Source organism: Peristeroidobacter agariperforans (assembly GCF_004138335.1).
GTDB classification, from domain to species: Bacteria; Pseudomonadota; Gammaproteobacteria; order Steroidobacterales; family Steroidobacteraceae; genus Steroidobacter; species Steroidobacter agariperforans.
In genome coordinates, this window is the sequence record NZ_RYFW01000002.1 from 445,056 (window position 1) to 469,619 (window position 24,564).

Consider the following 24,564-nt stretch of genomic DNA (forward strand, 5'->3'; position numbering starts at 1 on the left):
TCAGTAGGTGACACATGAAAGATTTGCTAAAGCTCTTTAAGCAGCACACTCCGGTCGAGAACTTCGATTCCATCCGGATTGGGCTCGCTTCGCCCGAAATGATCCGCTCGTGGTCGTTCGGCGAAGTGAAGAAGCCGGAGACCATCAACTACCGCACGTTCAAGCCGGAACGCGATGGTCTGTTCTGCGCCAAGATTTTCGGACCGGTGAAGGATTACGAGTGCTTGTGCGGTAAGTACAAGCGCCTGAAGCATCGCGGCGTGGTCTGCGAAAAGTGCGGCGTCGAAGTGACCCAGTCCAAGGTGCGCCGCGAGCGCATGGGCCACATCGAGCTCGCGAGCCCCACTGCTCACATCTGGTTCCTGAAGTCGCTGCCGTCGCGCATCGGTTTGATGCTCGACATGACGCTGCGTGAAATCGAGCGCGTGCTGTATTTCGAAGCGTTCGTGGTGATCGAGCCGGGCATGACCCAGCTGCAGCGCGGCCAGTTGCTGACCGACGAAATGTATCTGGAAGCGATCGAGCAGCACGGCGACGAGTTCGACGCCCGCATGGGCGCCGAAGCCGTGTACGAGCTGTTGAAGTCGCTCGACCTGCAGCAGGAAGTGCTCAAGGTTCGCGAAGAGATCCTCGGCACGAACTCCGAGACCAAGATCAAGCGCCTCACCAAGCGCCTGAAGCTGCTCGAGTCGTTCATCGAGTCCGGCAACAAGCCGGAGTGGATGGTCATGACCGTGCTGCCGGTGCTGCCGCCGGATCTGCGTCCGCTGGTGCCGCTGGATGGCGGCCGCTTCGCGACGTCCGATCTGAACGATCTGTATCGCCGCGTCATCAACCGTAACAACCGCCTGCGCCGACTCCTCGAGTTGAACGCGCCGGACATCATCGTGCGCAACGAAAAGCGCATGCTGCAGGAAGCGGTGGATGCGCTGCTCGACAACGGCCGGCGCGGTCGCGCCATCACCGGCACGAACAAGCGTCCGCTGAAATCGCTGGCCGACATGATCAAGGGCAAGCAGGGCCGCTTCCGTCAGAACCTGCTCGGCAAGCGCGTCGACTACTCCGGTCGTTCCGTGATCGTGGTGGGTCCGACCCTGCGCCTGCATCAGTGCGGTCTGCCGAAGAAGATGGCGCTGGAGCTGTTCAAGCCCTTCATCTTCTCCAAGCTGCAGCTGCGCGGCGAAGCTTCGACCATCAAGGCCGCCAAGCGCATGGTCGAGCGTGAAGGTCCGGAAGTGTGGGACATTCTCGAAGAAGTCATTCGCGAACATCCCGTGCTGCTGAACCGCGCGCCGACCCTGCACCGCCTGGGTATTCAGGCGTTCGAGCCGGTGCTGATCGAAGGCAAGGCCATCCAGCTGCATCCGCTGGTCTGTACCGCGTTCAACGCCGACTTCGACGGCGACCAAATGGCCGTGCACGTGCCGTTGTCGTTGGAAGCGCAGCTCGAAGCTCGCGCGCTGATGATGTCGTCGAACAACATTCTGTCGCCCGCCAACGGCGACCCGATCATCGTGCCGTCGCAAGACGTGGTGCTCGGCCTGTACTACATGACCCGCGAGCGCGTGAATGCGAAGGGCGAGGGCATGTGGTTCACCGACGTGCAGGAAGTGCACCGCGCCTATGAGAGCCGCGTTGCCGATCTGCAGGCGAAGGTGAAGGTCCGCATCACCGAGTACGTGAAGAACGAGGACGGCAACTTCCGTCCGAAGGCTCGTGTCGTCGACACTACGGTCGGCCGCGCGCTGCTGTCCGAGATCCTGCCGAAGGGCATGTCGTTCGATGTCGTGAACCGCGACATGACCAAGAAGGCGATCTCCGGCGTCATCAACCTGTGCTATCGCGGCGTCGGCTTGAAGGAAGCCGTCGTGTTCGCCGACCAGCTGATGTACACGGGCTTCGCGTACGCAACGCGCGCCGGTGTTTCCATCGGCGTCGACGACATGGTCGTGCCACAGCAGAAGGGCCGCATCCTCGGCGGCGCTGAGCGTGAAGTGAAGGAGATCCAGGAGCAGTACGCTTCGGGTCTCGTCACCAACGGCGAGCGCTACAACAAGGTCGTCGATATCTGGTCGCGCACCAACGACCAGGTGGCCAAGGCGATGATGGACAAGCTCGGCGTCGAAGACGTCGTGAACGCCAAGGGCCAGACGGTCACGCAGAAGTCGTTCAACTCGATCTACATGATGGCCGACTCTGGCGCCCGCGGTAGCGCGGCCCAGATTCGTCAGCTTGCCGGTATGCGCGGCCTGATGGCCAAGCCGGACGGCTCCATCATCGAGACGCCCATCACGGCGAACTTCCGTGAAGGCTTGAACGCCATGCAGTACTTCATCTCGACGCACGGCGCTCGTAAGGGTCTGGCCGATACGGCGTTGAAGACCGCGAACTCCGGTTACCTGACCCGTCGTCTGGTCGACGTGGCGCAGGACCTGGTGGTCACGGAAGAAGACTGCGGCACCAACAACGGTCTGACCATGGCTCCGATCGTCGAAGGCGGCGACGTGGTCGAAGGCCTCGGCGAGCGCGTGCTCGGCCGCGTGGCCGCGGTCGATGTGCTCAAGCCGAGCGGCGACGGCGTCGTGATCGAAGCCGGCACGCTGATCGACGAGCGTCTGGTGAAGGTGCTCGAGTCCGAAGGCGTGGACCAGGTGAAGGTGCGTTCGCCGATCGCTTGCGAAGTCCGCTACGGCGTGTGCGCACAGTGCTACGGCCGCGACCTCGCGCGTGGTCATCGCATCAACATGGGTGAGGCGGTCGGCGTCATCGCCGCGCAGTCCATCGGTGAGCCTGGCACGCAGCTGACGATGCGTACGTTCCACATCGGTGGCGCGGCGTCTCGAGCTGCTGCCGCGAACTCCGTGGAAGCGAAGGGCAAGGGCACCGCACGTCTGCACAACCTGAAGACCGTGCACCACGAGAAGGGCCACTGGGTCGCGACCTCGCGCTCCGGCGAGTTCGGCGTGGTCGACGAGTTCGGTCGCGAGCGTGAGCGTTACAAGATTCCGTACGGCGCCGTGATCACGGTCAAGGACGGCGATCCGATCGAGCCCGGCCAGATCGTGGCCACCTGGGACCCGCACACCCACCCGGTCGTGACCGAAGTGGCGGGCTTCATCAAGTTCCAGGACTTCATCGACGGCGTGACCGTGCAGAGCCAGGTCGACGAAGTGACCGGCCTGTCGTCCACGGTCGTGATGGATCCGAAGCAGCGCAGCTCGGGCGGCAAGGACCTGCGTCCGGTCGTGCGACTGGTCAATGCCAAGGGCAAGGAAGTCACGTTCGCGAACACCGACATCCCGGCCGTGTACGCGCTGCCCACGGGCGCCATCGTGAGCTTGGAAGACGGTGCGAAGGTGTCGGTCGGCGACGTTATCGCGCGTATCCCGCAAGAATCGTCGAAGACCCGCGACATCACCGGCGGTCTGCCGCGCGTCGCGGACTTGTTCGAAGCCCGCAAGCCGAAGGACTCAGCGATCCTCGCCGAGTACACCGGCACCGTGAGCTTCGGTAAGGAGACCAAGGGCAAGCGCCGCTTGATCATCACCGACGAGCAGGGCGAGAAGCACGAGGAGCTGATTCCGAAGTGGCGTCACCTGAACGTGTTCGAAGGCGAACAGGTGGAGCGCGGCGAAGTGATCGCCGACGGCGAGCCGAACCCGCACGACATCCTGCGCTTGCAGGGTGTGGAGTCGCTGGCCAACTACCTGGTCCGCGAAATCCAGGACGTGTACCGACTGCAGGGCGTGAAGATCAACGACAAGCACATTGAAGTGATCATCCGCCAGATGCTGCGCAAGGTCGAAATCGCCCACGCCGGCGATACGTCCCTGTTGCGCGGCGAGCAGCTGGATCGCGCCCGGGTGACCGACGTCAACGATCGCACCGAAGAGTCAGGCAAGATTCCGGCGCGTCTGGAGCCGGTGCTGCTGGGCATCACCAAGGCGTCGCTGGCGACCGAGTCGTTCATCTCCGCGGCCTCCTTCCAGGAGACCACCCGCGTGTTGACCGAAGCGGCCGTGCGCGGCCTGAAGGACGACCTGCGTGGCTTGAAGGAGAACGTCATCGTCGGCCGGCTCATCCCGGCGGGTACGGGCTCGTTCTACCACTCGCGTCGTCGTCGCCGGGACTCCGGGACGGGCCGCGGCTTCATGGACATGGGCGGCGGTGGCGTGGATACCGAGGAGTCAGTGTCGGACGAAGCCTCCGCGGAGTAAGGAACTGAGGGCGGGGAAGGCTCACCTTTCCCGCCCGACCCTTAAGAATCGCCGTGTCGGGGCTCTAAGCCGTTGACACTGCAGGGTCACATTCCTACAATCCCGCGCCTTTGATTAGGCCGGCGTCGACCATCCTCCGCCCGCCAGTCACCCGAATTTACTTAGGCCGCCTCAGCCCAACCGCTAGGCGGCTTCGTGTTCTCTCTAGGAATCATTAGGTTATGGCCAGTATCAGTCAGCTCGTCCGTAAGCCGCGCACATCGCCGAATTACAAGACGAAGGTGCCCGCGCTCGCTGCCTGCCCGCAGAAGCGCGGGGTTTGCACGCGCGTGTACACGACGACGCCGAAAAAGCCGAACTCCGCCCTGCGTAAGGTCGCCAAGGTGCGCCTGACCAACGGCTTCGAGGTCATCAGCTACATCGGCGGCGAAGGCCACAACCTGCAGGAACACTCGGTGGTGCTGATCCGCGGCGGTCGTGTGAAAGACCTCCCGGGCGTGCGCTATCACACGGTGCGCGGCACCCTCGACTGCGCGGGCGTCAACGACCGCCGTCAGGGCCGTTCGAAGTACGGCGCGAAGCGCCCGAAGAAATAACCGGCGCCACCCCTCATCTATTTTGAAGGTAGTACCTCATGTCTCGTAGAGCCTCGGCCCCGACCCGCACGATTCTTCCCGATCCGCGTTTCAACAGCCTGCTGCTGGCCAAGTTCGTCAACATGGTCATGGAGCGCGGCAAGAAGTCGGTCGCGGAAAAGATCGTGTACGGCGCGGTCGATCGCATCACCGAGAAGACCGGCAAGCCGAACGAGCAGTCGATCGAGCTGCTGACCCAGGCGCTGGACAACGTGAAGCCGACGGTCGAGGTGAAGAGCCGCCGCGTCGGTGGCGCCACCTACCAGGTGCCCGTTGAAGTCCGCTCGGCCCGCCGCCAGACATTGGCCATGCGCTGGCTGATCGAAGCCGCCTCGGCGCGTAGCGAGAAGTCGATGGCTCAGCGCCTCGCCGCCGAGCTGCTCGATGCTTCCGAGAACCGCGGTTCGGCCGTGCGCAAGCGTGAAGACACGCACCGTATGGCAGAGGCGAACAAGGCGTTCGCCCACTACCGCTGGTAATGGACGGAGTGCGAACGATGTCGGTCGCACCCGCGACGCATCTTTTGCAACCCTCGAGAGACCATGGCACGTACTACGCCCATCGAACGCTATCGGAACATCGGCATCTCTGCCCACATTGACGCGGGCAAGACGACGACGACCGAGCGCATTCTTTTTTACACGGGCGTATCGCACAAGATCGGTGAAGTGCACGACGGCGCGGCCGTCATGGACTACATGGAACAGGAGCAGGAGCGCGGCATCACCATCACCGCCGCCGCCACGACCTGTTTCTGGAAGGGGATGGAGAACAACTTCCCCGAGCATCGCATCAACATCATCGACACCCCGGGCCACGTCGACTTCACCATCGAAGTCGAGCGCAGCCTGCGCGTGCTCGACAGCGCCGTCGCGGTCTTCTGTGCCGTGGCCGGCGTGCAGCCGCAGTCCGAAACGGTCTGGCGGCAGATGAACAAATACAAAGTGCCGCGCATCGCGTTCGTCAACAAGATGGACCGCGCCGGCGCCAACTTCCTGCGTTGTGTCGAGCAGATCCAGCAGCGCCTGCGCGGCGTGCCCGTGCCGATTCAACTGCCGATCGGCGCTGAAGATAAATTCGTCGGCGTGGTCGATCTGATCCGCATGAAGGAAATCTGGTGGGACGACTCCACCCAGGGCACGCGCTTCGAGCACCGGGACATCCCCGAGGACATGGTCGAAGAGTGCGAAGAGTGGCGCGCCAAGATGGTCGAGGCCGCGGCCGAAGCCAACGAGACGCTGCTCAACAAGTACCTCGAAGGCGGCGCGCTCAGCGAAGACGAGATCAAGCAGGGCCTGCGCGAGCGTTCGATCCGTAACGAGATCGTGCTGTGCATGTGCGGCTCGGCGTTCAAGAACAAGGGCGTGCAGGCCATGCTCGACGCCATCATCGAGTTCATGCCGTCGCCGGTGGAAATGCCGCCGGTGAAGGGGTTGCTCGCCGACGGCAAAGAAGGCACGCGCAAGGCCAGCGACGAGGAGAAGTTCTCGGCGCTCGCGTTCAAGATTCTCAACGATCCGTTCGTCGGCAACCTGACGTTCTTCCGCGTGTACTCCGGCGTGCTCAACTCCGGCGACACCGTGAGCAACCCGGGCAAGGGCAAGAAGGAGCGCATCGGCCGCCTGCTCCAGATGCACGCCAACGAGCGCAGCGAGATCAAAGAAGTCCGCGCCGGCGACATCGCCGCGGCCGTGGGCCTGAAGGATGTGATCACGGGCGACACGCTGTGCGACCCCGAGCATTCCATCCAGCTGGAAAAGATGGACTTCCCGGAACCGGTGATTTCCGTCGCGGTCGAGCCGAAGACACAGGCCGACCAGGAAAAGATGGGCCTCGCCCTGCAGCGCCTGGCGAAGGAAGATCCGTCGTTCCGCTTGTCGAGCGATCCGGAGTCCGGTCAGACCATCATCGCCGGCATGGGCGAGCTGCACCTGGAAATCATCGTCGATCGCATGAAGCGCGAGTTCAAGGTGGAAGCGAACGTCGGCAAGCCGATGGTCGCGTACCGCGAGACCATCCGCGCCAAGGTCGATCAGGAAGGCAAGTTCGTGCGTCAGTCCGGCGGCCGCGGTCAGTACGGCCACGTCTGGATCACGCTCGAGCCGAACGAAGCCGGCAAGGGCTTCGAGTTCGTCAATGCCATCGTCGGCGGCACGGTGCCGAAGGAATACATCCCGGCGGTCGAGAAGGGCATCAAGGAAGCGACCGCCAACGGCGTGCTCGCCGGCTATCCGGTCGTGGACGTGAAGGCGACCTTGTTCGACGGCTCGTATCACGATGTCGACTCGAACGAAATGGCGTTCAAGATCGCAGGCTCGATGGCGTTCAAGGACGCGATGTCCAACGCCAAGCCGGTGATCCTCGAGCCCATCATGAAAGTGGAAGTGGTGACGCCGGAGGATTATTACGGCGACATCGTAGGCGACCTGAACCGCCGTCGCGGCCAGATCGTCGGCATGGAAGATTCCATCTCCGGCAAGGTCGTGACGGCCGAAGTGCCGCTGGCCGAGATGTTCCAGTACTCCACGTCCATGCGCTCGATGAGCCAGGGCCGTGCCACGTACACGATGGAGTTCGCCAAGTACATGGAAGTGCCGACCAACGTCGCAAACGTGATTACCAAGAAGGGCTGACGCCCCCGACTCAGCAAGTCGGAAGCGCGCCAGCAGCCAGACAAATCGAGCTATTTTTTTAAAGTTATAGATAGAGGAACGCCGCTGTGGCCAAAGAGAAATTTGAACGCACCAAACCGCACGTGAACGTAGGCACCATCGGCCACGTCGACCATGGCAAGACCACGTTGACGGCCGCGCTGACCAAGGTGATGGCGGAGAAGCACGGCGGCGAGTTCAAGGCGTACGACCAGATCGACAAGGCGCCCGAAGAGCGCGCTCGTGGTATCACGATCGCGACGGCGCACGTGGAGTACACCTCGGATGCGCGTCACTACGCGCACGTGGACTGCCCGGGCCACGCCGACTACGTGAAGAACATGATCACGGGCGCTGCCCAGATGGACGGCGCGATTCTGGTGTGCTCGGCCGCTGACGGCCCGATGCCGCAGACGCGCGAGCACATCCTGCTGGCCCGTCAGGTCGGCGTGCCGTACATCGTGGTGTTCCTGAACAAGGCGGACATGGTCGATGACGCCGAGCTGCTCGAGCTGGTCGAGATGGAAGTGCGCGAGCTGCTGTCGAAGTACGACTTCCCTGGCGACACGACCCCGATCGTGAAGGGTTCGGCGCTGAAGGCGCTGGAAGGCGATCAGAGCCCGATCGGCGTGCCGGCGGTGATTCAGCTGGTGGCGGAGATGGACAAGTACATCCCGGTGCCGGAGCGTGCGATCGACGGCGCGTTCCTGATGCCGGTGGAAGACGTGTTCTCGATCTCCGGCCGCGGCACGGTGGTGACGGGTCGTATCGAGCGCGGCATCGTGAAGGTGAACGACGAAGTTGAAATCGTCGGCATCAAGGACACGCAGAAGACGACCTGCACGGGCGTGGAAATGTTCCGCAAGCTGCTGGATCAGGGCCAGGCCGGTGACAACGTGGGCGTGTTGCTGCGTGGCACGAAGCGCGAAGAAGTGGAGCGCGGCCAGGTGCTGTGCAAGCCCGGTTCGATCAAGCCGCACACGCAGTTCGAAGCTGAGGTGTACGTGTTGACGAAGGAAGAGGGCGGCCGTCATACGCCGTTCTTCAAGGGCTATCGTCCGCAGTTCTACTTCCGTACGACGGACGTGACGGGCGCGGTGCAGTTGCCGGAAGGCGTCGAGATGGTCATGCCTGGCGACAACATCAAGATGGTGGTGGAGCTGATTGCGCCGATCGCGATGGAAGAAGGCCTGCGCTTCGCCATCCGTGAAGGCGGCAAGACGGTCGGCGCCGGCGTCGTCGCGAAGATCATCAAGTAATCGATTCTTAACGGGCGCCGTCGGAACCAACCCGCCGGCGCTTCAAGAGACTAAACATGGCCACGAACCAAAATATCCGCATCCGCCTGAAAGCGTTCGATCACCGTCTGATCGACAACTCGGCGCGTGAAATCGTCGAGACCGCCAAGCGCACGGGCGCCACGGTGAAGGGTCCGGTGCCGCTGCCGACCAAGATGGAGCGCTTCACGCTGCTGGTCTCTCCGCACGGCGACAAGGACGCCCGCGACCAGTACGAGATCCGCACCCACAAGCGCCTGATGGACATCCTGAACCCGACGGACAAGACGGTGGATGCCCTGATGAAGCTCGAATTGCCTGCGGGCGTGGACGTGCAGATCAAGCTGAACTGATTGAGAAGCGGTTGGCGGTTAGCGATTGGCGGTTAGCGGTTAGTGAAGACGAGGAGCTGAGGCTCTTAATTCTGAACTAACCGCTAACCGCTAACCGCTAACCGCTAACCGCTAACCGCTTAATTTTACGAGGCGCTTGCAAAGTCAGCTTACCTGACTATAATTCGCGCCTCTTTTGCGCCGAGGTCTGGCCCTGACGGGGTACCGCTCGAGCGGCATGACCAGCCCAGCTGGTCGTTCCTCTCGAATTCCTGTCGCCGATTTCACTGCATTTGAAAAGTTTTACCGTTCGCGGCCAATCGTAGTCGCGGGCGTTGGATCAGCGCGGTGTCGCACCGTACCGGTCATGAGCCGGGACGGGCGGTGTCGCCGTAATTAACGAGGAATCACGATGAGCGCTGCCAAGACCCCAGGTCTGGTCGGTCGTAAGGCGGGTATGACGCGCGTCTTCACTGAAGCGGGCGAGACCGTGCCGGTGACCGTCATCGAAGCCGTGCCGAACCGCGTTACGCAGGTTCGTACGCTCGAGGCCGATGGCTATCGCGCTGTGCAGGTCGCCGTTGGCGATCGCAAGGCGTCCCATACCAACAAGCCCCTCACGGGCCACTACGCCAAAGTCAAGGTCGCTCCCGGCAAACAGCTGGTCGAGTTTCGTCTGAACGGCGAAGACATGAAGGATGTGGCCGCGGGCTTCGAGCTCAAGGTCGACGCGTTCGAAGTGGGCCAGGTCGTCGATGTCACCGGCACCACGATCGGTAAGGGCTTCGCCGGCACCATGAAGCGCCACAACTTCGGCGGTCTGCCGGCAACGCACGGTGTCTCCGTGTCGCACCGCTCGCCGGGTTCCATCGGTCAGCGCCAGACCCCGGGCCGCGTGTTCAAGGGCAAGCGCATGTCCGGCCACATGGGCCAGGTCCGTCGCACCATCGAAAATCTCAGCGTCGTGCGCATCGATGCCGAGCGCAACTTGATCCTGATCCGCGGCGCCGTTCCGGGTGCTCCGGGTAGCCAGGTGATCGTGCGCCCGTCGGTGAAGGCTGCTGCGCAGCTGCGCCGCAAGCGCGTTGCCCCGGCGAAGAAGTAAGAGTAGTCGCCCATGAACCTCAAACTCATCAGCAAAGGCGCGCAGGCTCAGGACGTCCAGGTCTCCGACGCGACGTTCGCCCGCGAGTACAACGAATCCCTGGTGCACCAGATCATCGTCGCTTACATGGCGGCGGGTCGTGCGGGCACCAAAGCACAGAAGACCAAGGCCGAAGTGCGTGGCGGCGGCATCAAGCCGTGGCGCCAGAAGGGCACCGGTCAGGCGCGCGCCGGCTCCATCCGCAGCCCGATCTGGGTCGGTGGCGGTCGTGCGTTCGCGGCCAAGCCGCGTGACTTCTCGCAGAAAGTAAACCGCAAGATGTATCGCGCGGCGCTGCAGGCGATGTTGTCGCAGCTGGCCCGCACCGATCGCCTGCAGGTGGTCAACGGCATCGAGCTCGAAGCCCCGAAGACCAAGCTGCTGGTGCAGAAGCTCAAAGATCTGAACCAGGGCGACAACGTGCTGGTGCTGGTCGAGGCCTTCGACGAGAAGTTGGAGCTGGCCTCGCGCAACCTGCCGTATGTCGACGTGTTGCCGGTGAGCGCGCTCGATCCGTTGAGCCTCGCTCGTCATGACCAAGTGCTTGCGACGGTCGGTGCCGTTCGCCTGCTCGAAGAGAGGCTCGCATGAGTCAGGAAAAACTGATGAACGTGCTGCTCGGACCGCATGTGTCCGAGAAGAGCGCGCGTATCGCCGAGACGGCTAACCAATTCGTGTTCCGCGTGCGTCGCGATGCCACCAGCGGTGACATCAAGGCCGCGGTCGAACTGATGTTCGAAGTCAAAGTGGCGGACGTGAACGTGGTGAACGTCGGCGGCAAGCAGAAGCGCTTCGGCCAGCGGCTCGGCCGCCGGCAGGACTACAAGAAGGCTTATGTGCGCCTGGCCCCGGGTCAGAGCATCGACCTGACCGGAACGGAAGCCTAAGGCTCCGCCGGACAGCATCAGGAAATCAGTCATGGCATTGATCAAGTCCAAACCGACCTCGCCGGGCCGCCGCTTCCAGGTCAAGATCTCGCGCGATCACCTCCACAAGGGTGGCCCCGAGACTTCGCTGGTTCAGCACAAGAACTCGACCGGCGCGCGCAACCACTTCGGCCGTCAGACCGTGCGCCACCAGGGCGGCGGTCATAAGCAGAAGTACCGCGTCATCGACTTCCTGCGCGACAAAGACGGCATTGCCGGCAAAGTCGAGCGCCTCGAATACGATCCGAACCGCACCGCGCATCTGGCGCTCGTGCTGTACAAGGATGGCGAGCGCCGCTACATCATCGCGCCGAAGGACGTGGCTCCTGGCGACGCCGTGATGTCGGGCGCCGAAGCCCCGATCAAGGCTGGCAACGCGATGCAGCTGCGCCACATTCCGATCGGCACCACGATTCATTGCATCGAGCTGAAGCCTGGCAAGGGCGCGCAGCTCGCACGCAGCGCCGGCGGCTCGGCCCAGCTGGCCGCTCGCGAAGGCATGTACGCGACGATCCGCCTGCGCTCCACCGAGATGCGCAAGGTGCACGTCGACTGCCGCGCGACCGTTGGTGAGGTTTCTAACGGCGAACACAACCTGCGCAAATACGGCAAGGCCGGCGCCATCCGTTGGCGCGGCGTCCGTCCGACGGTGCGCGGTGTTGTCATGAACCCGGTCGATCACCCGCACGGTGGTGGTGAAGGTAAGTCCGGCCAGGGTAATCCGCATCCGGTGAGCCCGTGGGGTTGGAACACCAAGGGCAAGAAGACGCGTCGTAACAAGCGCACGGCGGGCATGATCATCCGCCGCCGTAATTGAGCTTAAGAGGATAGCAACGTGCCTCGTTCCGTAAAGAAAGGTCCGTTCGTCGACCTGCACCTCGCCAAGAAGGTGCGTGTCGCCGCCGAAAAGAACGATCGTCGTCCGATCAAGACCTGGTCGCGCCGTTCGATGATCCTGCCGGATTTCGTCGGCCTGACGGTCGCCGTGCACAACGGTCGCCAGCACATTCCCGTGCTCGTGTCCGAGAACATGGTCGGCCACAAGCTGGGTGAGTTTGCGCCGACGCGTACCTTCAAAGGTCACTCGGGCGACAAGAAGAGCTCGGCGGAGTAATCGCAATGCAAGTCGCTGCCAAACTGAAGTACGCGCGCATTTCTCCGCAGAAATGCCGCCTGATCGCGGACATGGTCCGTGGCAAGCCCGTCGGCCTGGCGTTGAACACGCTGAAGTACACGCCGAAGAAGGGCGCGCGGCTGGTGCTGAAGGTGCTGGAATCGGCCGTTGCGAACGCCGAGAACAATCTGAGCGCGGATGTGGATGAGCTGAAGGTGCAGACCGTCACTATCGATACCGCCCCGGTGCTGAAGCGTTTCCATGCGCGCGCCAAGGGCCGCGGCAATCGGATCTGGAAGCGCAACAGTCACATCATCGTGACGGTCGGCGACGGCAAGAGCGAGTAAGAATCATGGGTCAAAAAGTCAATCCGGTCGGCTTCCGCCTCGGCATCACCCGTGAGTGGACCTCGAAGTGGTATGCGTCGACCAAGAATTTTCCGTCGCACGTGTACACCGACTTCCAGGTGCGCGAGCTGCTGAAGAAGAAACTGTCCGAAGCGTCGGTGAGCCGCATTCAGATCGAGCGTGCCGCGCGCAAGGTGAACATTACGATTCACACGGCGCGCCCCGGCATCGTGATCGGTAAGAAGGGCGAGGACATCGAGAAGCTGCGCGGCCAGGTCTCGAAGATGATGAAGATGCCCACGGGCGACGTGCGCATCAACATCGCCGAGATCCGCAAGCCTGAGCTCGACGCTATGCTGGTTGCCGAAGGCATTGCACAGCAGCTGGAGCGTCGTGTGATGTTCCGTCGCGCCATGAAGCGCGCCGTTACCAACACCATGCGCATTGGCGCTCTGGGCATCAAGGTGCGCGTCGCCGGCCGCTTGAACGGCGCCGAAATCGCACGCACCGAACAGTACCGCGAAGGCCGCATTCCGCTGCACACGCTGCGCGCCGACATCGATTACGGCCTGGCTGAAGCCCGCACCAACTACGGCGTCATCGGCGTCAAGGTGTGGATCTTCAAGGGCGAAGTGTTCAACACGCAGGAACAGCCGGCTGAAGCGGCTGAAGGCCAACAGGCTGCCGCCGAAGCGACTGCCTGAGGTAATCCATCATGATGCAACCCAAACGCACCAAGTTCCGCAAGGCGTTCAAGGGCCGCAACGCCGGCCTCGCGCAGAGCGGTAACTACGTCGCCTTCGGCGACTACGGTCTGAAGGCCACCAGCCGTGCGCGCATGACAGCGCGCGAGCTGGAAGCTGCGCGTCGCGCCATGACCCGTTACGTGAAGCGTGGCGGTCAGGTGTGGATCCGCGTGTTCCCGGACCTGCCGATCACCAAGAAGCCGCTCGAAGTCCGAATGGGCTCCGGTAAGGGCAACGTCGAGTACTACGTCGCCAAGATCAAGCCGGGCAAGGTGCTGTTCGAGATGGAAGGCGTGTCCGAGACCATCGCGCGCGAAGCGTTCCGCCTGGCGGCTTCCAAGCTGTCGGTCGACACGCAGTTCGTGACCCGCAACGTGCGCTGATCCGAGTCACCAGATATGAGCACCGCCAAAGAATTGCGAGCCAAGTCCGCCGCCGACCTGCAGAAAGAGCTGCTGGAGCTGCGTCGCGAACAGTTCAATCTCCGCATGGCCCGCGCCACCGGCCAGGCCGCGAAGCCGCACGATTTCACTCGCGTTCGTCGTGACATCGCGCGCTTGAAGACCGTGGCCGCTGAACAGCGCCGCGCGAAAGGTAGTAAGTAATCATGAGCACCGAGAAGACTGACAAGAAGGCTGCACGTCAGCTGACCGGCAAGGTCGTCAGCAACAAGATGCAGAAGACCATCACGGTCGCTGTCGAGCGCTATGTGCCGCACCCGGTGTACGGCAAGTATCAGCGCCGCTCGACCCAGTTCCTCGCTCATGACGAGAACAACGAAAGCCGTGAAGGCGACACCGTGGCGATCGAAGAGTGCCGCCCGTTGTCGCGTCACAAGTCCTGGCGTCTGGTGAAGATCGTCCAGCGCGCCGTGCAGGTTGAAGCCGTGGAGGCCGCGCCATGATCCAGATGCGCACGTTGTTGAATGCCGCCGATAACAGCGGCGCCCGCAGCCTGATGTGCATCAAGGTGCTCGGTGGCTCGAAGCGTCGTTACGCGACGGTCGGCGATGTCATCAAGGTCAGCATCCGTGAGGCCATCCCGCGCGGCAAAGTGAAGAAGGGCGAGGTCTATGACGCCGTGGTCGTGCGCACCAAGTTCGGTGTGCGTCGCGCCGACGGCTCGCTGATCCGCTTCGACGGCAACGCTGCGGTGTTGCTGACCAACAAGCTGGAGCCGGTGGGCACCCGTATCTTCGGACCCGTGACTCGCGAGCTGCGCACCGCGCAGTTCATGAAGATCATTTCGCTGGCTCCCGAAGTTCTTTGAGAGTTGGGTCATGAACAAGATTCGTAAGGGTGACGAAGTCGTCGTGACCACCGGCCGCGATAAGGGCCGCCGTGGCACGGTGACCAAGGTTCTCGAGGGCCGCGTGGTCGTCGAGGGCATCAACATGGTCAAGCGGCACACCAAGCCGAACCCCCAGCGCAACGTGCAGGGCGGCATCGTCGAGAAAGAAAGCTCGATCGATCTGTCGAACGTCGCGTTGTGGAATCCCGTGACGAAGAAGGGCGACCGCGTGGGCATCCGCACGCTCGCCGACGGCAAGAAAGTGCGCTTCTTCAAGTCCAACAAGGAAACCGTCGACGCGTAAGCGTTGGAGCGGGTCCTACTAGGTAAACGAAGATGGCTAAGGCAAGACTCGAACAGTATTACCGCGACACGATCGTCGCGCAGCTCAAGGACACCTTGCAGCTCGCGAACGTCATGGAAGTGCCGAAGATCACCAAGATCACGGTCAACATGGGCGTCGGCGAAGCCGTGGCGGACAAGAAGATCATGGACAACGCGGTCGGCGATCTCACCAAGATCACCGGTCAGAAGCCGCTGGTCACGCGCGCGCGCAAGTCGGTTGCGACCTTCAAGGTCCGCGACGGCCTGGCGATCGGCGCCAAGGTGACGCTGCGCGGCGCGCGCATGTATGAGTTCCTCGATCGTCTGGTGAGCATCGCGATGCCTCGTATCCGCGACTTCCGCGGCGTGAGTGCTCGCTCCTTCGACGGCCAGGGCAATTACAACTTTGGCGTCAAGGAACAGATCATCTTCCCGGAAATCGCATACGACCAGATCGATGCGATCCGCGGCATGGACATCACGATCACCACGACCGCCAAGGACGACAAGTCCGGCCGCGCGTTGTTGGAAGCGTTCAATTTTCCGTTCCGCAAGTAACGGCGGGAGCTAGGTTATGGCCAAGACATCGATGGTCAATCGCGAAGACAAGCGTGCGAAGCTGGTAAAGCGCTACGCCGCCAAGCGCGCGAAGCTGAAAGAGATCATTCGCAAGCCGACTTCCACGCCGGCGGAACGCGAAGCTGCTGTCGCTCAGTTGCAGGCTCTGCCCCGCGACTCGAGCAAGAGCCGCCTGCGTAATCGCTGCGCAATCACCGGCCGTCCGCGCGGTTTCTACCGCAAGTTCGGATTGGGCCGCACCAAGCTGCGCGAAGCGACCATGCGCGGCGAAATTCCGGGCCTCGGCAAGGCCAGCTGGTAACAGCTGGTACCTCTGGAGCACGCATAAATGAGCATGACGGATCCGATCGCCGACTTCCTGACCCGTATTCGTAACGGGCAGTCTTCTGGCAAAACCGAAATCAACGCCCCCACCTCCAAGGTGAAGGTGGCGATTGCCAAGGTGCTGAAGGACGAAGGCTATATCGAAGATTTCACCGCGACTGACGTCGAGGGCAAGCCGACCCTGGCTGTGCAGTTGAAGTATTTCCAGGGCCGCCCGGTCATCGACCGCCTGGAGCGCATCAGCCGTCCCGGCCTGCGCGTCTACAAGGGGAAGGACGAGTTGCCTTCCGTGCTGGGCGGACTGGGTATCGCCATCGTTTCCACGTCGCAGGGCGTGATGACGGATCGTCAGGCACGTGCCTCCGGGCACGGCGGCGAAGTCATCTGCGTCGTTTCCTAATAGGGACGCACAGCAATGTCTCGAGTAGCTAAACAGCCGGTCCCACTGCCGCAGGGCGTGACCGCCACCATCAGCGCCGACAGCATCAGCGTCAAGGGCGCCAAGGGCACGCTGAGCCTCGCGCTCAACAGCAGGCTCGTGAAAGTGGTGCAGGATGCCGCTGCGCTGAAGGTGGAGAAGGCCAACGACGGTCGCGAAGCCGACATGGTCGCGGGCTCCACGCGCGCGCACCTCGCCAACATCGTGCAGGGTGTGAGCAAGGGCTACGAGCGCAAGCTCGAGCTCGTCGGCGTCGGTTACCGCGCCGCTGCGCAGGGCAAGAACCTGAACCTCACGCTGGGTTTCTCGCACCCGGTCGTCTACACGGCGCCCGAGGGCATCACGATCGAAACACCGAGCCAGACCGAAATTCTGGTGAAGGGCTCGGACGTGCAGAAGCTCGGCCAGGTCTGCGCCGACATCCGCGCGTTCCGTCCGCCCGAGCCGTACAAGGGCAAGGGCGTGCGCTATGCCGGCGAGAAGATCGAACTGAAGGAAGCCAAGAAGAAGTGATATCGGGCCTAGGCCCACATCAATCGATGTGAGCCGGAAGGTACCGGGCATTTCTCGAGAGATTAGTTATGAACAAAAATGCTCAACGACTGCGCCGCGCGATTCGCTCGCGCGCCAAGATCCGCGAACTGAAAGTTCTGCGGCTGTCGGTGCATCGCACGTCACAGCACATTTACGCCCAGATCTTCGACACCGAGTCGAAGGTGCTGGCGGTTGCGTCGACCTTGCAGAAGGACGTAGCCGCAGGCTTGAAGGGCACTGGCAATGCGACCGCTGCTGCCGCCGTCGGCAAGGCGATCGCCGAGCGCGCCAAGGCGAAGGGCATCACCAAGGTGGCCTTCGATCGTTCCGGCTTCAAGTTCCACGGTCGTATCAAGGCGCTGGCCGATGCCGCGCGTGAGAACGGTCTGGAATTCTAAGAGAGACACCACATGGCCAGAGTTGAAAAGAACCAGGCGGGCGACGAGTACATCGAGAAGCTCGTTGCGGTGAATCGCGTCGCCAAAGTCGTGAAGGGCGGCCGCCAGTTCGGCTTCACCGCGCTCACCGTGGTGGGCGACGGACGCGGCAAGGTCGGCTTCGGTTACGGCAAGGCGCGTGAAGTGCCGGTCGCGATCCAGAAGGCGATGCAGGCGGCTCGCAAGAACCTGTCGACGGTGTCGCTGAAGAACGCGACGCTGCACTACGCGGTGTCGGGCCGTCACGGCGCGACTCGCGTGCACATGCAGCCGGCCGCCGACGGTACTGGCTTGATCGCGGGCGGCGGTATGCGCGCCGTGTTCGAGTGTGCCGGTGTGCGCAACGTGCTCGCCAAGAGCTACGGCTCGCGTAACCCGATCAACATCGTGCGCGCCACGATGAATGCGTTGAACAGCGCGCAGTCGCCCGATGACATCGCGGCGAAGCGTGGCAAGAGCGTCGGGGAAATCCTCGGCCAGTAAGCCGAGCGATTACCGACGCGGATCTAATTAGGAAGTCGTCATGGCAAGCAACAAGGGCTACAAAGTCACGCTCGTGAAGAGCGTCTTCGGCCAGCTCAAGGCTCATCGCGCCACCGTGCGCGGCCTGGGCCTGCGCCGGATTCGTGACACCGTGACCGTGGCGGATACGCCGGAAATTCGCGGCATGCTGAGCGCCTCGCGCCACCTGCTGAAAATTGAAGAGTTGAAGGGCTAAATCATGCGCCTCAATGAAATGTCTCCTGCCCCGGGCAGCAAGAAGACGCGGCTGCGCGTCGGTCGCGGCGCTTCCGCCGGCCAGGGCAAGACCTGCGGTCGCGGCGTCAAGGGTAAGCGCGCACGTAAGGGCGGCTACCACAAGGTCGGCTTCGAAGGCGGCCAGATGCCCATCCAGCGCCGGCTGCCGAAGTTCGGCTTCCGCTCCAAGATCGCCCCGCTGGTGGCCGAAGTGCGCCTGTCGGAGCTTGCAAAGGTCAAAGGCGACGTCATTGACCTGGACGTCCTGCGTGCCAGCAACCTGGTGCCGGCGTTCTCCGAGCGCGCACGCATCGTGTTGTCGGGTGGCATCAGCCGCGCGGTGACCGTCAAGGGCGTGCACCTGACGAAGGGCGCCAAGGCTGCGATCGAGGCGGCCGGCGGCAAGATCGAAGCGGTCGAGGCTGCCAAGTAAGCAGCCTCTGACGGTTCGACAGTAACGATTCACTGAACGACAAGGACTCCGTGGCCACCAAACCCGCCACCGCTGCGTCTCTGTCCGCCTTCGGCGAGATGACCCGCTTCGCAGAGCTGCGACAGCGGTTGTTCTTCTTGCTGGGTGCGTTGATCGTGTATCGCACCGGTACGTTCATTCCGGCACCGGGCATCGACCCGGTGGCGCTCGCGCGCTTCTTCCAGGAGCAGCAGGGCACCATCCTGGACATCTTCAACATGTTCTCCGGCGGCGCGCTGGAGCGGTTGTCGATCTTCGCGCTGGGCGTCATGCCGTACATCTCCGCGTCCATCATCATTCAGATGATGGCGGTGGTCGTGCCGTCGCTGGCCGCGATCAAGAAGGAAGGCGAGTCGGGCCGTCGCAAGCTGACTCAGTACACCCGCTACGGCACGGTCGCGCTGGCGGCGGTGCAGGGCGCATCGGCGGCGATTGCGTTCCAGAACCAGGGCGTGGTCGTGGCGCCGGGTCCGCAGTTCGTGTTCGTCGCGACCATGACGTTGATCGCCGGCACGATGTTCCTGATGTGGCTGGGTGAGCAGATCACCGAGCGCGGCTTGGGCAACGGCATTTCGATGATCATTCTGGCCGGTATCGTCGCGGGCTTGCCCTCGGCCATCGGCGGAACGCTAGAGCTGGTGCGCACCGGTGAAATCAACCCGGCCGTGGCGCTGGTGCTGTTCATCATGGTGATCGCGGTGACGGCGTTCGTGGTGTTCGTGGAGCGCGGCCAACGTCGCATCCAGGTGAATTATGCGAAGCGCCAGCAGGGCCGTCGGCTGTATGCCGGCCAGAGCACGCACCTGCCGTTCAAGCTGAACATGTCGGGCGTGATTCCGCCGATCTTCGCGTCCAGCTTGCTGCTGTTCCCGGCGACGATCGCCAGCTGGGGCGGCACCTCGGGCAATTTCGCGTGGCTGCAGAACGTGTCCACGGCGCTGACCCCGGGTCAGCCGGCACACATGATCCTGTACGGCGGTCTGATCATTTTCTTCTGCTTCTTCTACACCGCGCTGGTGTTCAACTCGCGCGAGACCGCGGAGAACCTGAAGAAGTCGGGCGCCTTTATCCCGGGCATCCGCCCGGGTCAGCAGACCGGCGAGTACATCGACAAGGTGCTGACGCGGCTGACGGTGTGGGGCGCGCTGTACGTGACCATCGTCTGCTTGCTGCCGGAGTTCCTGATCTCGCGCTTCAGCGTGCCGTTCTACTTCGGTGGCACCTCGCTGCTGATCATGGTGGTGGTGATCATGGACTTCCAGGCGCAGGTCGCGGCACACCTGATGTCGCACCAGTACGAAGGCCTGATGAAGAAGGCCAACCTGCGCGGTTATGGCCGTCCGGGTCAGCAGAATTAGTCGCTATTTGATGGCGGACGGCCAGGCGGTCCGCGGGAGTGAGTCATGAAGGTCCGTGCATCAGTCAAGAAGATCTGCAAGAACTGCAAGGTCGTGCGCCGCCGCCGCGTGGTGTACGTAATCTGCTCCGACGCGCGTCATAAGCAGCGCCAGGGCTGATAAGCCTCGGTTGGCAGTCTTTAAAGCATTGAGTTACAGGGTTTTTTAGTTTACAGTTCCGCGCTTTTCGTCGCGGGGAGTAGTCCGCAGATGGCTCGCATTGCCGGCGTCAACATTCCGATGAACAAGCATGTGTGGGTTGGCCTCACACATATCTACGGCGTCGGCCGCACTCAGGCTCAGAAGGCCTGTGAGACTGCGGGCGTCAAGCAGAACACGCTGGTGAAGAACCTCACCGACGCGGAAGTCGCTGCGCTGCGCTCGGCAATCAGCAAGCTGACGGTCGAAGGCGACCTGCGCCGCGAAGTGTCCATGAACATCAAGCGTCTGATGGACCTCGGTTGCTACCGCGGCATCCGTCACCGTCGCGGCCTGCCGCTGCGCGGCCAGCGTACGCGCACCAACGCCCGCACCCGTAAGGGTCCGCGTAAGGCGGCGGTGAAGATGAACACCCCGGCCGGCAAGGCATAACGGTTTAGTTACGAGGATTTATGGCTGAGCAGAAACAGGGCCAGGCCGGCGGCGCCAAAGGTGGCGCTCGCAAGAAGGTCAAGAAACACGTGACCGATGCGATTGCCCACGTGCACGCGTCGTTCAACAACACCATCGTCACGATCACCGATCGCCAGGGCAACACCCTGTCGTGGGCGACGAGCGGTGGTTGCGGTTTCCGCGGCTCTCGTAAGAGCACGCCGTTCGCCGCGCAGGTTGCCGCCGAGAAGGCCGGTACCGCCGCGCAGGAACACGGCGTGAAGATGGTGGAAGTGCGCGTCAAGGGCCCCGGCCCGGGTCGCGAGTCCGCCGTCCGTGCGCTCAACGCCTGCGGCCTGAAGATCACCAACATTTCCGACGTCACGCCGATCCCGCACAACGGCTGCCGTCCGCCCAAAAAGCGCCGCGTCTAACGCGTCGCTAAGGAAGTCGCATGGCTCGTTATCTTGGTCCGAAGTGCAAGCTGTCCCGCCGCGAAGGCACGGACTTGTTCTTGAAGAGCGGCGTCAAGTCGCTGGAATCGAAGTGCAAGCTGGAAGTGCCGCCGGGCGGCATCAAGGGTGAGCGTCGTGGTCGTCTGTCCGACTACGGCCTGCAGCTGCGCGAGAAGCAGAAGCTGCGCCGCATGTACGGCGTCCTTGAAAGACAGTTCCGCAATTACTACATCAAGGCCACTGGCCGTCCGGGCGCGACGGGCTCAACCCTGTTGCAGCTGCTGGAAGGCCGCCTCGATAACGTGGTCTATCGCATGGGTTTCGCCGCCACGCGCAGCGAAGCTCGCCAGCTGGTCAGCCACAAGTCGATCTCGGTGAATGGCGAAGTGGTCAACATCCCTTCGTACCAGGTCAGCGCCGGCGATGTGGTTGCCGTGCGCGAGAAGGCGCAGAAGCAGTTGCGCATCCAGACGGCGTTGCAGATCAAGTCCCAGGTCGGTTTCCCGGCGTGGGTTGAGGTCGACGAGAAGAAATTTACCGGCACGTTCAAGCAGCTGCCCGACCGCGAAGAGATTCTGCCCGAGATCAACGAGAACCTCGTGGTCGAGTTGTATTCGAAGTAATGAAGTGTTTGCGGACGGATTTGAAATCCGTCCTCAACGCCTTGATCTATAGGGGACAGTTTTCGATCTGTCCCCAACACTTACCTAAACAGGTGAATGGTCCATGCAGGCATCCGTTGGCGAATTCCTGAAGCCTCGCGTCGTCAAAGTGACTCCCACGACCGCCAAGCAGGCAAAGGTCGTGATCGAGCCGTTTGAGCGCGGCTTCGGACACACGCTGGGCAACGCCCTGCGCCGCGTGCTGTTGTCTTCCATGCCGGGCTGCGCGATCACCGAAGCGGAGATCGACGGTGTGCTGCATGAGTACACCAGCATCGAAGGCGTGCAGGAAGACGTTGTCGACATTCTGTTGAATCTGAAGCAGGTCGCGATCCGCCTCAATGCGCGGGAAGAGACCGAGCTGCGCCTCCACAAGAAGGGCCCGGGCCCCGTGACCGCGGGCGACATCCAGCTCGACCACGACGTGGAAGTGCTGAACACCGACCTGGTGATCGCGAATCTGACCAAAGCCGGTGAACTGAATATGACGCTCAAGGTGGAGCGCGGCCGTGGCTACCGTCCGGCGATCCAGCGCGCCACGTTTGAAGAGTCCAGCGGCCCGATCGGCCGTCTGCAGCTTGATGCGTCGTTCAGCCCGATCCGCCGCGTGACCTACACCGTAGAGAGCGCGCGCGTCGAGCAGCGCACGAACCTGGACAAGCTGATCCTGGACATCGAAACCAACGGCACGATCGACGCGGAAGAGGCGATTCGCCGCGCCGGCTCGATCCTGAAGGACCAGCTGTCGGTGTTCGTCGATCTGCAGGGCCAGGACGAGGGTGCTTCGAAGGCGGCCGAACAGCAGTTCGATCCGATCCTGTTGCGCCCGGTGGACGAGCTCGAGCTCACGGTTCGCAGCGCGAACTGCTTGAAGGCCGAGAACATCCATTACATCGGCGACCTGGTGCAGCGGACCGAAGTGGAGCTGCTGCGTACGCCGAACCTCGGCAAGAAGTCGCTCACCGAGATCAAGGAAGTGCTGGAGAGCCATGGCCTGTCGCTCGGCATGCGCCTGGACAACTGGCCGCCGGTCAGCTTGAAGCGCGACGACGATCGCGACGTGATCTAAGTAGAGATGAATACCCGGGGTCTCGTGAAGAGACCCCGGATTGCGTAAGGACTGAAGAACAATGCGTCACCAACTTTCTGGCCGGCAGCTTAGCCGCAATGCCCCGCATCGCCAGGCGATGCTGCGTAACATGGCAGCCTCGCTGCTGCGTCATGAGACCATCCGCACCACCGTGCCGAAGGCCAAGGAATTGCGTCGTGTGGTCGAGCCGTTGATCACGCTCGGCAAGGACGACAGCGATGCCAACCGCCGTCGTGCGTTCTCCCTGCTGCGCGATGCCGAAGTCGTCGTGAAGCTGTTCGAGACGCTCGGCCCCCGTTTCCAAGCGCGTCCGGGCGGTTACACCCGCATCCTGCGCATGAACCCGCGTCCGGGCGATGCCGCGGAAATGGCGCTGATGCAGCTGTTGGATCAGCCGGAACTGGCCGATGCCGAAGCCGCTCCGTCCACCGAGGGCGAAGAGGCCGCGCCGAAGAAGAAGGCTGCTTCGAAGAAGAAGGCCGCTTCCAAGCGCGTCAGCAAGAAGTCCGTGAAGTCCGACGCCGAGAAGGCCGAGAAGAAGGCCAAGGCGGAGACTAAGGCTGCTGCCAAGGCCAAGAAGGTCGAAGCTGCTGCTGCCAAGAAGAGCGCCAAGAAGACTGCCACGCCGAAGAAGAAGGCTGGCGGCGCCAAGAAGAAGGCTGCTGCGAAGAAGTAACTTCGCCTCGACTGTCGATACCGAAGGCCTTCTCGAGCAATCGAGAGGGCCTTTTTCATTGCAACCTGCCTCCATCCCAACGGCAGTAGTGCCCGCTCGGCTCCCTGTCTCCCTGCCGAGCCGGCGCGAAGGACTCGTTTATTTTGCTGTGTCGGGAGGAGCCAGGCCTTTCGTGTACAGCACTTTGCCTTCCGGCGTCACCAGCACCGCATCGATATCATCCAACCGGTTATATATTTCGATTGCCTGCTCCGGCCCCAAAACAAACGCTGTCTTAGAGAGCCCATCGGTGCCAGTGGCGGTCGGGCCAATGATCGTCGCGCTGCGAACCTTGCTCGCCGAGCGACCCGTCTTCGGGTCGATGATGTGGTGATAGCGCACGCCGTTCTCGTCGAAGTAACGTTCGTAATCGCCCGATGTCGAGAGCGCCGCATCTTCGAGCGGAATTCGCGCAATCACTTCATCTTTCCGGTCCGGATGGCGAATACCCACGACCCACGGCTGACCGAAACGGTCGCCGATGATTCGACTATCGCCACCTGCCGTGACGAGCGCATGGTCGATGCCTCGCGCCTGCAGGATGGCGATACCCCGATCGACCGCGTGGCCTTTGCCGATGCCGCCCAAATCGATACGCACGCCAGGGCGGGCGAAGTGCACGGTGCTGTTTTTCTTATCCAGCTCGACGTGCCGGTAGTTGATGCCCGGCAAGGCGCCGGCGATTTGTTTCTCATCCGGATGCACATGCTTCCGGAAGTCATACATGTAGCCGACGCTCGCATAAGTGATATCGAACGCGCCGTCGGTGACGCGAGAGTAGTCGAGCGCGGTGGCGAGCAGATCGAACAGCTCGGCAGAAATCTTGATCGGCTCCCGAGCGGCCTGCGCGTTGACGATGGACAGTTCGCTGGTCGGCTTGTAAGTGCTCATCGCCTCATCGACACGCCGCATTTCCGCGAGCACGGCCTCGATGGCGGCGTTGCCTTGCGCCTTGTCGGTGGCCCACAGCTCCACGACGATGCGCGTTCCCATGATTCCGTCCTCGACGCGCTCCATCCATTCGGCCCGCGCCGGTTGAGCGAGGATCAAGAGTGCCAGGACTGTCGACAGCAGGTGTTTCATCCGAGCATGGTAGCGCAAAAGAAAAGGGCGGCTGGTTACAGCCGC

General features: G+C 62.6%; 33 protein-coding genes and 1 pseudogene. 33 read left to right on the top strand and 1 reads right to left on the bottom strand.

Going from position 1 to position 24,564, the window contains the following annotated elements; genetic code table 11:
* Nucleotides 1-14 precede the first annotated feature (14 nt).
* The 33 genes and pseudogenes from rpoC to rplQ form a co-directional block, all read left to right on the top strand.
* A complete protein-coding gene (rpoC, locus tag EK373_RS15840) occupies nt 15-4,217 on the top strand; it encodes a DNA-directed RNA polymerase subunit beta' (RefSeq protein WP_129644595.1) in 4,203 nt (1,400 codons plus the stop codon).
* Nucleotides 4,218-4,438: 221 nt separating this feature from the next.
* Nucleotides 4,439-4,813: a 30S ribosomal protein S12 gene (gene rpsL, locus EK373_RS15845; protein WP_129644597.1), complete on the top strand. Its 375-nt coding sequence runs from the start codon at nt 4,439-4,441 to the stop codon at nt 4,811-4,813.
* 38 nt (nt 4,814-4,851) lie between these two features.
* On the top strand, nt 4,852-5,331 hold the full coding sequence (rpsG, locus tag EK373_RS15850) for a 30S ribosomal protein S7 (RefSeq protein WP_116808904.1): 480 nt from the start codon (nt 4,852-4,854) through the stop codon (nt 5,329-5,331).
* Between the two features lie 63 nt (nt 5,332-5,394).
* Nucleotides 5,395-7,485, top strand: coding sequence for an elongation factor G (gene fusA / locus EK373_RS15855; protein WP_129644599.1), 2,091 nt, complete (start codon nt 5,395-5,397; stop codon nt 7,483-7,485).
* Nucleotides 7,486-7,571: 86 nt separating this feature from the next.
* Complete coding sequence (tuf, locus tag EK373_RS15860; protein WP_129644583.1) at nt 7,572-8,762, top strand: elongation factor Tu; 1,191 nt, start codon at nt 7,572-7,574, stop codon at nt 8,760-8,762.
* 56 nt (nt 8,763-8,818) lie between these two features.
* Nucleotides 8,819-9,133: a 30S ribosomal protein S10 gene (gene rpsJ, locus EK373_RS15865; RefSeq protein WP_129644601.1), complete on the top strand. Its 315-nt coding sequence runs from the start codon at nt 8,819-8,821 to the stop codon at nt 9,131-9,133.
* Between the two features lie 391 nt (nt 9,134-9,524).
* Entirely contained in the window at nt 9,525-10,217 is a 693-nt protein-coding gene (gene rplC, locus EK373_RS15870) for a 50S ribosomal protein L3 (RefSeq protein ID WP_129644602.1), read from the top strand.
* A 12-nt stretch (nt 10,218-10,229) separates the two neighbouring features.
* Nucleotides 10,230-10,847 carry a 50S ribosomal protein L4 gene (gene rplD, locus EK373_RS15875; protein ID WP_129644604.1) on the top strand — a complete coding sequence of 206 codons (618 nt, stop codon included), beginning with the start codon at nt 10,230-10,232 and terminating at the stop codon, nt 10,845-10,847.
* Nucleotides 10,844-11,143: a 50S ribosomal protein L23 gene (gene rplW, locus EK373_RS15880; RefSeq protein WP_129644606.1), complete on the top strand. Its 300-nt coding sequence runs from the start codon at nt 10,844-10,846 to the stop codon at nt 11,141-11,143. Before rplD ends, rplW begins: the two co-directional genes overlap by 4 nt.
* A gap of 31 nt (nt 11,144-11,174) precedes the next feature.
* Nucleotides 11,175-11,999 (top strand): 50S ribosomal protein L2, encoded by an 825-nt coding sequence (rplB, locus tag EK373_RS15885; RefSeq protein WP_129644608.1) that lies wholly within the window; start codon nt 11,175-11,177, stop codon nt 11,997-11,999.
* A gap of 18 nt (nt 12,000-12,017) precedes the next feature.
* Nucleotides 12,018-12,296, top strand: a complete 279-nt coding sequence (gene rpsS / locus EK373_RS15890; RefSeq protein ID WP_129644610.1) for a 30S ribosomal protein S19 — start codon at nt 12,018-12,020, stop codon at nt 12,294-12,296.
* 5 nt (nt 12,297-12,301) lie between these two features.
* Entirely contained in the window at nt 12,302-12,643 is a 342-nt protein-coding gene (gene rplV, locus EK373_RS15895) for a 50S ribosomal protein L22 (RefSeq protein WP_129644612.1), read from the top strand.
* Nucleotides 12,644-12,648: 5 nt separating this feature from the next.
* Nucleotides 12,649-13,347 (top strand): 30S ribosomal protein S3, encoded by a 699-nt coding sequence (rpsC, locus tag EK373_RS15900; RefSeq protein WP_129644614.1) that lies wholly within the window; start codon nt 12,649-12,651, stop codon nt 13,345-13,347.
* 11 nt (nt 13,348-13,358) lie between these two features.
* On the top strand, nt 13,359-13,772 hold the full coding sequence (gene rplP / locus EK373_RS15905) for a 50S ribosomal protein L16 (RefSeq protein WP_129644616.1): 414 nt from the start codon (nt 13,359-13,361) through the stop codon (nt 13,770-13,772).
* A 15-nt stretch (nt 13,773-13,787) separates the two neighbouring features.
* Nucleotides 13,788-13,994 (top strand): 50S ribosomal protein L29, encoded by a 207-nt coding sequence (gene rpmC / locus EK373_RS15910; RefSeq protein WP_129644618.1) that lies wholly within the window; start codon nt 13,788-13,790, stop codon nt 13,992-13,994.
* A gap of 2 nt (nt 13,995-13,996) precedes the next feature.
* Nucleotides 13,997-14,293, top strand: coding sequence for a 30S ribosomal protein S17 (rpsQ, locus tag EK373_RS15915; protein WP_129644620.1), 297 nt, complete (start codon nt 13,997-13,999; stop codon nt 14,291-14,293).
* The gene (gene rplN, locus EK373_RS15920; RefSeq protein WP_129644622.1) at nt 14,290-14,658 is read left to right on the top strand and encodes a 50S ribosomal protein L14; all 369 of its coding nucleotides are present in this window, start codon (nt 14,290-14,292) and stop codon (nt 14,656-14,658) included. The genes rpsQ and rplN overlap by 4 nt, the downstream gene beginning before the upstream one ends.
* A gap of 10 nt (nt 14,659-14,668) precedes the next feature.
* The gene (rplX, locus tag EK373_RS15925; protein WP_129644624.1) at nt 14,669-14,983 is read left to right on the top strand and encodes a 50S ribosomal protein L24; all 315 of its coding nucleotides are present in this window, start codon (nt 14,669-14,671) and stop codon (nt 14,981-14,983) included.
* 32 nt (nt 14,984-15,015) lie between these two features.
* On the top strand, nt 15,016-15,561 hold the full coding sequence (gene rplE / locus EK373_RS15930; RefSeq protein WP_129644626.1) for a 50S ribosomal protein L5: 546 nt from the start codon (nt 15,016-15,018) through the stop codon (nt 15,559-15,561).
* Between the two features lie 16 nt (nt 15,562-15,577).
* A complete protein-coding gene (gene rpsN, locus EK373_RS15935; protein WP_116808881.1) occupies nt 15,578-15,883 on the top strand; it encodes a 30S ribosomal protein S14 in 306 nt (101 codons plus the stop codon).
* Between the two features lie 27 nt (nt 15,884-15,910).
* Nucleotides 15,911-16,306 carry a 30S ribosomal protein S8 gene (gene rpsH, locus EK373_RS15940; RefSeq protein ID WP_129644628.1) on the top strand — a complete coding sequence of 132 codons (396 nt, stop codon included), beginning with the start codon at nt 15,911-15,913 and terminating at the stop codon, nt 16,304-16,306.
* A gap of 15 nt (nt 16,307-16,321) precedes the next feature.
* Nucleotides 16,322-16,858, top strand: a complete 537-nt coding sequence (gene rplF, locus EK373_RS15945) for a 50S ribosomal protein L6 (protein ID WP_129644630.1) — start codon at nt 16,322-16,324, stop codon at nt 16,856-16,858.
* A 68-nt stretch (nt 16,859-16,926) separates the two neighbouring features.
* A complete protein-coding gene (gene rplR, locus EK373_RS15950) occupies nt 16,927-17,277 on the top strand; it encodes a 50S ribosomal protein L18 (RefSeq protein WP_129644632.1) in 351 nt (116 codons plus the stop codon).
* 12 nt (nt 17,278-17,289) lie between these two features.
* A complete protein-coding gene (gene rpsE / locus EK373_RS15955) occupies nt 17,290-17,799 on the top strand; it encodes a 30S ribosomal protein S5 (protein ID WP_129644634.1) in 510 nt (169 codons plus the stop codon).
* A gap of 40 nt (nt 17,800-17,839) precedes the next feature.
* On the top strand, nt 17,840-18,034 hold the full coding sequence (gene rpmD / locus EK373_RS15960) for a 50S ribosomal protein L30 (protein WP_129644636.1): 195 nt from the start codon (nt 17,840-17,842) through the stop codon (nt 18,032-18,034).
* 3 nt (nt 18,035-18,037) lie between these two features.
* On the top strand, nt 18,038-18,487 hold the full coding sequence (gene rplO / locus EK373_RS15965) for a 50S ribosomal protein L15 (protein ID WP_129644638.1): 450 nt from the start codon (nt 18,038-18,040) through the stop codon (nt 18,485-18,487).
* A gap of 98 nt (nt 18,488-18,585) precedes the next feature.
* Nucleotides 18,586-19,884: a preprotein translocase subunit SecY gene (gene secY, locus EK373_RS15970; RefSeq protein ID WP_129645872.1), complete on the top strand. Its 1,299-nt coding sequence runs from the start codon at nt 18,586-18,588 to the stop codon at nt 19,882-19,884.
* A gap of 45 nt (nt 19,885-19,929) precedes the next feature.
* A complete protein-coding gene (gene rpmJ / locus EK373_RS15975) occupies nt 19,930-20,043 on the top strand; it encodes a 50S ribosomal protein L36 (RefSeq protein WP_116808875.1) in 114 nt (37 codons plus the stop codon).
* A gap of 90 nt (nt 20,044-20,133) precedes the next feature.
* Nucleotides 20,134-20,514, top strand: a complete 381-nt coding sequence (gene rpsM, locus EK373_RS15980; protein ID WP_129644640.1) for a 30S ribosomal protein S13 — start codon at nt 20,134-20,136, stop codon at nt 20,512-20,514.
* A gap of 20 nt (nt 20,515-20,534) precedes the next feature.
* Entirely contained in the window at nt 20,535-20,948 is a 414-nt protein-coding gene (gene rpsK / locus EK373_RS15985) for a 30S ribosomal protein S11 (RefSeq protein ID WP_129644641.1), read from the top strand.
* A 20-nt stretch (nt 20,949-20,968) separates the two neighbouring features.
* Nucleotides 20,969-21,592, top strand: coding sequence for a 30S ribosomal protein S4 (rpsD, locus tag EK373_RS15990; protein WP_129644643.1), 624 nt, complete (start codon nt 20,969-20,971; stop codon nt 21,590-21,592).
* 103 nt (nt 21,593-21,695) lie between these two features.
* Entirely contained in the window at nt 21,696-22,700 is a 1,005-nt protein-coding gene (locus EK373_RS15995) for a DNA-directed RNA polymerase subunit alpha (RefSeq protein ID WP_116808871.1), read from the top strand.
* 61 nt (nt 22,701-22,761) lie between these two features.
* Nucleotides 22,762-23,154: pseudogene (gene rplQ, locus EK373_RS33760) on the top strand (50S ribosomal protein L17); the annotation flags it as partial.
* A 381-nt stretch (nt 23,155-23,535) separates the two neighbouring features.
* Here the strand turns inward: rplQ and EK373_RS16005 are convergent.
* Entirely contained in the window at nt 23,536-24,519 is a 984-nt protein-coding gene (locus tag EK373_RS16005) for an FAD:protein FMN transferase (protein WP_129644647.1), read from the bottom strand.
* Nucleotides 24,520-24,564: the final 45 nt, after the last annotated feature.

Coding starts and splice junctions, on each gene's coding strand:
- rpsK (WP_129644641.1), top strand. CDS start 20,535: ATGGCTGAGCAGAAACAGGGCCAGGCCGGCGGCGCCAAAGGTGGCGCT.
- rpsN (WP_116808881.1), top strand. CDS start 15,578: ATGGCCAAGACATCGATGGTCAATCGCGAAGACAAGCGTGCGAAGCTG.
- rplE (WP_129644626.1), top strand. CDS start 15,016: ATGGCTAAGGCAAGACTCGAACAGTATTACCGCGACACGATCGTCGCG.
- rpsM (WP_129644640.1), top strand. CDS start 20,134: ATGGCTCGCATTGCCGGCGTCAACATTCCGATGAACAAGCATGTGTGG.
- rplV (WP_129644612.1), top strand. CDS start 12,302: ATGCAAGTCGCTGCCAAACTGAAGTACGCGCGCATTTCTCCGCAGAAA.
- rplC (WP_129644602.1), top strand. CDS start 9,525: ATGAGCGCTGCCAAGACCCCAGGTCTGGTCGGTCGTAAGGCGGGTATG.
- rpsJ (WP_129644601.1), top strand. CDS start 8,819: ATGGCCACGAACCAAAATATCCGCATCCGCCTGAAAGCGTTCGATCAC.
- rplX (WP_129644624.1), top strand. CDS start 14,669: ATGAACAAGATTCGTAAGGGTGACGAAGTCGTCGTGACCACCGGCCGC.
- rpmD (WP_129644636.1), top strand. CDS start 17,840: ATGGCAAGCAACAAGGGCTACAAAGTCACGCTCGTGAAGAGCGTCTTC.
- rplR (WP_129644632.1), top strand. CDS start 16,927: ATGAACAAAAATGCTCAACGACTGCGCCGCGCGATTCGCTCGCGCGCC.
- EK373_RS15995 (WP_116808871.1), top strand. CDS start 21,696: ATGCAGGCATCCGTTGGCGAATTCCTGAAGCCTCGCGTCGTCAAAGTG.
- rpsH (WP_129644628.1), top strand. CDS start 15,911: ATGAGCATGACGGATCCGATCGCCGACTTCCTGACCCGTATTCGTAAC.
- fusA (WP_129644599.1), top strand. CDS start 5,395: ATGGCACGTACTACGCCCATCGAACGCTATCGGAACATCGGCATCTCT.
- rpsE (WP_129644634.1), top strand. CDS start 17,290: ATGGCCAGAGTTGAAAAGAACCAGGCGGGCGACGAGTACATCGAGAAG.
- rplB (WP_129644608.1), top strand. CDS start 11,175: ATGGCATTGATCAAGTCCAAACCGACCTCGCCGGGCCGCCGCTTCCAG.
- rpsC (WP_129644614.1), top strand. CDS start 12,649: ATGGGTCAAAAAGTCAATCCGGTCGGCTTCCGCCTCGGCATCACCCGT.
- rpmC (WP_129644618.1), top strand. CDS start 13,788: ATGAGCACCGCCAAAGAATTGCGAGCCAAGTCCGCCGCCGACCTGCAG.
- rplP (WP_129644616.1), top strand. CDS start 13,359: ATGATGCAACCCAAACGCACCAAGTTCCGCAAGGCGTTCAAGGGCCGC.
- rpoC (WP_129644595.1), top strand. CDS start 15: ATGAAAGATTTGCTAAAGCTCTTTAAGCAGCACACTCCGGTCGAGAAC.
- rpsD (WP_129644643.1), top strand. CDS start 20,969: ATGGCTCGTTATCTTGGTCCGAAGTGCAAGCTGTCCCGCCGCGAAGGC.
- rpsL (WP_129644597.1), top strand. CDS start 4,439: ATGGCCAGTATCAGTCAGCTCGTCCGTAAGCCGCGCACATCGCCGAAT.
- rpsG (WP_116808904.1), top strand. CDS start 4,852: ATGTCTCGTAGAGCCTCGGCCCCGACCCGCACGATTCTTCCCGATCCG.
- rplN (WP_129644622.1), top strand. CDS start 14,290: ATGATCCAGATGCGCACGTTGTTGAATGCCGCCGATAACAGCGGCGCC.
- rpsQ (WP_129644620.1), top strand. CDS start 13,997: ATGAGCACCGAGAAGACTGACAAGAAGGCTGCACGTCAGCTGACCGGC.
- rplO (WP_129644638.1), top strand. CDS start 18,038: ATGCGCCTCAATGAAATGTCTCCTGCCCCGGGCAGCAAGAAGACGCGG.
- rplW (WP_129644606.1), top strand. CDS start 10,844: ATGAGTCAGGAAAAACTGATGAACGTGCTGCTCGGACCGCATGTGTCC.
- EK373_RS16005 (WP_129644647.1), bottom strand. CDS start 24,519: ATGAAACACCTGCTGTCGACAGTCCTGGCACTCTTGATCCTCGCTCAA.
- rplF (WP_129644630.1), top strand. CDS start 16,322: ATGTCTCGAGTAGCTAAACAGCCGGTCCCACTGCCGCAGGGCGTGACC.
- secY (WP_129645872.1), top strand. CDS start 18,586: ATGACCCGCTTCGCAGAGCTGCGACAGCGGTTGTTCTTCTTGCTGGGT.
- rplD (WP_129644604.1), top strand. CDS start 10,230: ATGAACCTCAAACTCATCAGCAAAGGCGCGCAGGCTCAGGACGTCCAG.
- rpmJ (WP_116808875.1), top strand. CDS start 19,930: ATGAAGGTCCGTGCATCAGTCAAGAAGATCTGCAAGAACTGCAAGGTC.